The 5138-nt window shown below is 67.8% G+C and carries 6 protein-coding genes; 1 reads left to right on the forward strand and 5 read right to left on the reverse strand.

Going from position 1 to position 5138, the window contains the following annotated elements:
- Positions 1-442: phytanoyl-CoA dioxygenase family protein (locus ABZ749_RS29010; protein WP_357233365.1), on the forward strand; the 442-nt coding region annotated here is incomplete at its 5' end.
- Positions 443-545: 103 nt separating this feature from the next.
- Here the strand turns inward: ABZ749_RS29010 and ABZ749_RS29015 are convergent.
- The 5 genes from ABZ749_RS29015 to ABZ749_RS29035 all read right to left on the reverse strand — a co-directional run bounded on the left by ABZ749_RS29015 (position 546) and on the right by ABZ749_RS29035 (position 4899).
- Complete coding sequence (locus tag ABZ749_RS29015) at positions 546-1187, reverse strand: MOSC domain-containing protein (RefSeq protein WP_357233367.1); 642 nt, start codon at positions 1185-1187, stop codon at positions 546-548.
- Between the two features lie 81 nt (positions 1188-1268).
- On the reverse strand, positions 1269-2099 hold the full coding sequence (locus ABZ749_RS29020; protein ID WP_238678492.1) for a carbohydrate ABC transporter permease: 831 nt from the start codon (positions 2097-2099) through the stop codon (positions 1269-1271).
- Positions 2096-3082 carry a sugar ABC transporter permease gene (locus tag ABZ749_RS29025; protein WP_357207702.1) on the reverse strand — a complete coding sequence of 329 codons (987 nt, stop codon included), beginning with the start codon at positions 3080-3082 and terminating at the stop codon, positions 2096-2098. Before ABZ749_RS29025 ends, ABZ749_RS29020 begins: the two co-directional genes overlap by 4 nt.
- Positions 3079-4365 carry a sugar ABC transporter substrate-binding protein gene (locus ABZ749_RS29030; protein WP_357207699.1) on the reverse strand — a complete coding sequence of 429 codons (1287 nt, stop codon included), beginning with the start codon at positions 4363-4365 and terminating at the stop codon, positions 3079-3081. The genes ABZ749_RS29025 and ABZ749_RS29030 overlap by 4 nt, the downstream gene beginning before the upstream one ends.
- A gap of 249 nt (positions 4366-4614) precedes the next feature.
- Positions 4615-4899: a GlsB/YeaQ/YmgE family stress response membrane protein gene (locus ABZ749_RS29035; RefSeq protein ID WP_099857898.1), complete on the reverse strand. Its 285-nt coding sequence runs from the start codon at positions 4897-4899 to the stop codon at positions 4615-4617.
- Between the last annotated feature and the right edge of the window lie 239 nt (positions 4900-5138).

A 5138-nucleotide genomic window follows, 5' to 3' on the forward strand; every position in this document is an offset into this window, starting at 1 on the left:
CTCCGAGACCGGCCGCGGCGCCACCAAGGTCATCCCGGGTAGCCACCTGAAGAACTCGCTGCCCCGGCCGGCGGACCTGACCGTGCAGAACCCCGACCCGGAGGGCACGGTGGAGATCACCGCCAACCCGGGCGACGCCTTCATCTTCGACCGCCGGCAGTGGCACTCGCGGTCGACGAACCTGTCGACCATCACCCGCAAGATGCTCTTCGTCGGCTACACCTACCGGTGGATCCGTCCGCTGGACGAGCTGCACCCCGACGTGAACGGCGAGTGGTACCGCAACCGCACCCCGGTGCAGCGCCAGCTGATCGGTGAGGGCACCCACACCGCCAACTACTGGGGCATCAACTGGGACGGGTACGTCGACGACGAGATCCCGCTGCGCAAGGAGCTCAAGGAGCGCGGTCTGCTCGACCGCAACATCCCCTGGCTCCGCTGATCCCTGCTCGTAGAACGGCCCCCCGTCACGCTCAGCGATGACAGGGGGCCGTTCCGCATGTCGACGCCGGCGGTCGCCGGCCGCGTGGGCTTACGCCGACCAGCTAGCCACGGGCGGCGAGGCGGCGGCGGGCCTTCTCCCGGATCGACTCCGGCAGGTCCTCCGCCTCAAGCAACCGAGGCAGCAACTCCGGCTCCAGGCTGGTCGCCCGGAACACCTCGCCGATGGTCACACCGTGCGCCGGCCGGTCCACCACCTCGACCGGGTCGCCCGGGCCGACCTCCCCCTCACGCAGCACCCGCAGGTAGGCGCCGGGCAGCGCCCGGGCGGTGAACCGCTTGATCAGATCCGGTACGCCCCAGAACCCGGCGAAGGTGGTGCACGGCGTACGTGGCTTGGTGACCTGGAGCAGTGCCGAACCGACCAGCCACTGCTCACCGATCACCGCGCCGGTCACGTCGACCGCGTAGGTGGACAGGTTCTCCCCGAAGCCACCCGGTCGGACGTCGCGGCCCAGCTCCGCCGCCCACCATGCGGCGTCCTCCTCCGCGTAGGCGTAGACCGCCTGGTCGGGGCCGCCGTGATGGGCTCGCTCTCCGATGAAGTCGCCGACCACCCCGTCGAAGCGGATCGGCACGGGGCCGTCCACCGGCCGTTTGTCGATGCCGCTGCGCCCGCTCGCATCGCCGGCCCACTCCGCCTCGGTCACCACGCCGAGGTTCACCGCTGCCACCCTGCCCGTCATGACGGCCAGCCTAGTGGCGGTCCACCGCCGAGCAGTCCACCCCGCTTCGGGTTGGCACCGCCCAGCCCTCCCGACGCGGGCTCAGCCCTTGACGGCGCCGGCCACCAGGCCGGAGACCATCCGGCGCTGCACCAGCAGGAAGAAGATGATGACCGGCAGGGTGAACAGGGTGGAAGCGGCCATCACCGGCCCCCAGTTGGTGTCGTCCCGACCGAAGAAGAAGGTCATCGCCACCGGCAGGGTGTAACTGCCCTGGTCGTTGATGAACGTCAACGCGAAGATCAGCTCGTTCCACGCGGTGATGAAAGAGAAGATGCTGGTCGCCACCAGGCCGGGCGCGACCAGCGGGAAGAGCACCCGGCGGAAGATCTGGGCCCGGCTGGCCCCGTCGATCGCCGCCGCCTCCTCCAGTTCCTTCGGCACCGCGGCGACGAAGCCGCGCAGCATCCAGACCGCGAACGGCAGCGAGAAACCGAGGTACGTGAGGATCAGGCTGGGCAGGGTGTTGTAGAGCCCGAGCCGCTGGATCATCAGGAACAGCGGGATGACCAACGCCTCCAGCGGGATCATCTGCACCACCAGCAGCATGATCAGGAAGCTGGTCCGCAGCTTGAAGCGGAACCGGGCCACAGCGGTCGCGGCGAGCAACGCCACCAGGCCGCTGAGCACCACAGTGGAAACGGCGACCAGCGCGCTGTTGAGGAAGAAGTCCAGGAAGCTGACACCGGGGATCAGGTTGCCGGTCAGGATCTCCCGGTAGTGCGCCAACGTCGGATGGGTCGGCACCGGTTGCGGGGTGGCCGAGAAGATCTCGTTGCTCGGCTTCAACGAGGTGGAGATCATCCAGTAGACCGGGAACGCCGCGAAGAGCGCGACCAACAGCCCGGCGCCGTTGAGGGCGATTTTCTTCACGACTCGTCCTCCTGCCTGAGCACCATCCGTACGTAGAAGCCGGTGACCACGAGCAGGATCAGCGTGAGGATCACCGCGATGGCAGCGCCGAGCCCGTACTTGGGCGGCGGGGAGAAGGCTTCGGCGTACGAGTAGATGGCGAGCATGAACGTCGGCCGGTCCTGGGTGCCGCCGGCCAGCACGAACTGCTGGGTGAAGACCTTGAAGTCCCAGATGGTGGAGAGCACGATCAGGATCCCGAAGACCGGACGCAGCAGCGGGAACGTGATCTTCCAGAAGACCCGCCACGGGCTGGCACCATCCACCCGGGCCGCCTCGTGCAACTCGCTCGGCACGCTCTTGAGACCGGCCAGCACACTCACCGCGATGAACGGGAACGAGTGCCAGACCACCACCAGGGTGAGGATGGCGAAGAAGAGCAGCGGCGAGTTGAACCAGCCGTAACCGGTCCAGTCGCTACGCCCGAACAGGCTGGTCGAGAGCCCGTCCGGCAACGCGTTGAACAGCCACGTGACCAGGCCGCTCGTATCGTCGAAGATCCATTTCCAGACGATGGTGCCGGTCAGCGCCGGGGTGGCCCAGGCGAGCATCACGCAGCTGGCCACGAACGTCGCCATCTTTCGACCGAGCCGGTTGAGCAGCAGCCCCACCAGGGTGCCGAGCACCATGGTGAGCAGCACGTTCGCCGCGGCGAAAAGGACCGTGTTGCGCAGCACGGTCAGGAAGAACGGGTCGGAGAGAATGTCGGCGTAGTTGCCGAGCCCCACCCACGGCCACTCCCGATCGCCGCGCAGTTGCCGGACGCTGTTCAGCCGGTAGAAGGACATCCCCACCACCTGGCCCAACGGCCAGAGCAGCAGCACTCCGATGATCAGCAGGGCGGGCAGGAGCAGCAGGTAGGGCAGGCGGTCCACCCGGCGACGCCGCCGCGCAGGGGTCTCCCGCGCGGCGGACGTCTCCGGGTTTTTGGTCTGTAGGCTCACTTGCTGTTCAAGATGCCTTCCATCTCGGCGGCCGCGTCGGCGGTAGCCTTCTCGACCGTCTTCTGACCCTTCATGACCGAGCTGTTCATCGCCTGGGTCACCGTCTTCGTCCGGCTGACCTCCACCCACTTCGGGGTGAGCGGCGTGAGCTTGGTGTTCTGCATCGTGGTGGCGAACGACGCCATCACCTTGTCGTTCGCGTACGCGTCACCGGAGACCAGGTCCTGGTAGACGGGGAAGAAGCCGAGGCTGCTCGCGAAGCTCTGCGCGTTCTTCTTGTTCAGCAGCACGGTCAGGTAGTCCCAGGCCAGGTCCTGCCGCTCGCTGTCCTTCCAGATCGCCACGTCCGAGCCGCCCGCGAAACCGGGCGCCGCCTTGCCGTCCGGGCCGGGGATCGGGAACGTACCCCAGACCTTCTCGATCTCGGGGTTGTCCTTCTTGATGGCGCCCTGCTGCCAGCTACCGGCGAAGGCCATCGCGGCCTTGCCGGTGGCGAACTGGGTACGTGCGTCGATCTCGTTCCAACCCGCCGCCGCCGGCGGGGCGACCTTGTGCACCGTCACCAGGTCGGTCCAGAACTTGACGGCCCGCTGCGCCTCGGGCGTGGTGTAACCGGACTTCCAGGTGCCGCCCTGGTTGCTGGCGATCTCACCGCCGGCACCCCAGAGGAAGGAGTAGAAGGGCAGCTCGGAGTTGCCGGGCAGGGCGATGCCGTAGGTGCCCTTCTTCTTCGCCTGCACAGCCTTGGCAACGGTGACCAGGTCGTCCCAGGTCTTCGGGGGCTGCACGCCGGCCTCGGCGAACCAGTCGGTGCGGTAGTAGATCGCCCGCACACCCGCGTACCAGGGCACGCCGTACTGCTTGCCGTCGAGCTGAGCGTTGCGCACCAGGTCTGGCAGCAGATCCTTGCCGTCGGCCCAGCCGCCCATCCGACCACTCACGTCGGCGAGCGCCTCCTGGGCAGCCCAACCCTGAGTCTCGGTGTTGCCAAGCTCGGTGATGTCCGGCCCCTCACCGCCGGCGAGCGCCGCCTGGAACTTCTTGGGCGCCTCCAGCCAGGGGATGTACTGCACGACCACATCGGTGTCGGGGTGCTTCTGGCGGAACTCGGCCTCGACCCCGTCGAGGAAGGAGTTCTGCGCGTCCCCGCCCTCACCCATCATCCAGACCGTGAGCTTGCTGTCGTCGGCCGCGTCGTCGCCGGACCCTCCACAGCCGGTCAGCACCATCGCGGCCGAGGCCACCATGGCGGTGACCGGGGCCAGCCGCTTCCACCTGTTCACGCCACTTCTCCCCTCGCGCCGCCTGGAACTAACCTTCTCCGCCGCACCCTAGTACGGAGAATTCCTTTACGACAGTGGGCGGGACTGGCCGAAGCGTGGCGACCGTACCGCAGCGGCCCGACGACCGGCACTCCAACATCCGGCCGAAGTCAGGCCTTTCACCACGAAAGAGCGCCCGGCTCTCGGCCGGGCGCTCTTTCAGTCGTGCTGTCCTACGGTGGTGCTGTGTCGCCAGATGATGCCAGGTCGTTACCGGGTCACGCGGCGGCGGCCACCCACACCGGCCACCAGCGCGACAGCGATCGCGGCTACCACCACCTGCACCAGCAGCTCGGCCCAGTCGATGCCGCTCGTCTCGGTCGCGATGCCGATGGCCCGCGCCAGGACGGTGCCCAGCAGCGCGGCGCCGACGCCGATCAGCAGGTGCAGCCAGATCGGCATGTTCTGCCGACCCGGGACGACCAGGCGGCCGAGCGCGCCGACGATGAGACCAACAACGATCGCAGTGATGATGCCCCACACGGTGAGCTCCACGGCCACCCTCCTTCAAAGAATGTCTGACACACGGTTCGTGTGCTTCCTGTCGTGACCGTTAATTGCCCTACCCACCGAAAATCCAAACCGACTACACGGCCCAGACGATCACGAATTGATGAACACAGGCACGGACCACAAACCCGCCCCACGCCCCACGCCCCACACCCCACGCCCCACGCCCCACGCCCCACGCCCCACGCCCCACGCCCCACGCCCCACGCCCCACGCCCCACGCC

This window comes from Micromonospora sp. NPDC047753 (genome assembly GCF_040642735.1).
GTDB lineage: Bacteria > Actinomycetota > Actinomycetes > Mycobacteriales > Micromonosporaceae > Micromonospora.

What these genes read in the sequence shown, in the direction of transcription:
- ABZ749_RS29015 (WP_357233367.1), bottom strand. Translation starts at nt 1,187, where the DNA reads ATGACGGGCAGGGTGGCAGCGGTGAACCTCGGCGTGGTGACCGAGGCG.